The following is a 956-nucleotide window of genomic DNA, read 5'->3' as shown; positions in this document are numbered from 1 at the left end:
TAGGGCCTGTCCGGCGGATCTTTGAGTGATCTGGCGCTCGTGGCCGTGTAATTGGTCATGGGGCGTGGCGATCTGACGAACGCGGAGTGGTCCCGCTTGAAGCCGCATCTGCCCGGGACCGGGCAACGCGGCGGGAGGTGGGCCAGCCACCGCAAGGTGATCAACGGGATCCTCTTCCGTGAGCGCACGGGGGTCCCGTGGCGGGACCTTCCCTCGCGTTTCGGCAGGTGGAAGACCGTCTACGAACGGCACAGACGCTGGTCCGCGGACGGCACCTGGGACAAGATCCTCAAGGCCGTCCAGGCCGACGCCGACGCGGAAGGCCGGATCGACTGGAGCATGGTGAGCGTGGACTCGACCTCCTGTCGCGCTCACCAGCACGCCGCCGGGGCACGCAGGAAAGCACCGCGTGTCCCGAAAAAAGATCAACGCCCCGGCATCACCGCCCCGACGAGGGACTCGGACGGTCCCGGGGCGGCCTGATCTCCAAGATCCACCTCGCCGGTGAAGGCGGACGCCGACCCCTTGCCCTGCTGATCACGCCAGGCCAGTGGGGCGATGCCCCGCAGCTCATCCCGGTCCTCGAACGCGTCCGCGTCCCCCGGCCGGCAGGCGGGCATCCACGCACCCGGCCGGATCATCTCGGCGGCGACAAGGCGTACTCGTCCCGGCGGAACCGCCGCTACCTGCGCAGACGCCAGATCAAGCACACCATCCCCGAGCCGAAGGACCAGCGGGCCAACCGCAGACGCTGCGGCAGCAAAGGCGGCAGGCCCACCGGCTTCGACAAGGACAAGTACAAGCGCCGCAACGAAGTCGAGCGGACGATCAACCTGCTCAAGGGCTTCCGGGCCGTGGCGACGAGATACGACAAGCGGGCCTACGTATTCCACGGCACAGTCACTGTCGCGGCCATCCGCTTATGGCTCCGCACATGATCCGCCGGACAGACCCTA

The 956-nt window shown here is 68.0% G+C and carries 1 protein-coding gene; it reads left to right on the top strand.

All coding sequences use genetic code 11. The features are described 5' to 3' along the window. Positions 1-57: 57 nt before the first annotated feature. A protein-coding gene (locus tag QK442_RS36205) for an IS5 family transposase (RefSeq protein ID WP_282698390.1) occupies positions 58-938 on the top strand; the annotation gives its coding sequence in 2 pieces (ribosomal slippage) (positions 58-418 and positions 418-938; 882 coding nt in all). The last annotated feature ends 18 nt before the right edge of the window (positions 939-956 follow it).

The organism is Streptomyces sp. CC208A (assembly GCF_030010625.1).
GTDB lineage: Bacteria > Actinomycetota > Actinomycetes > Streptomycetales > Streptomycetaceae > Streptomyces.
The sequence above is the reverse complement of the archived record's forward strand: the minus strand, read 5'-3'. Positions and strand labels throughout refer to the sequence as shown.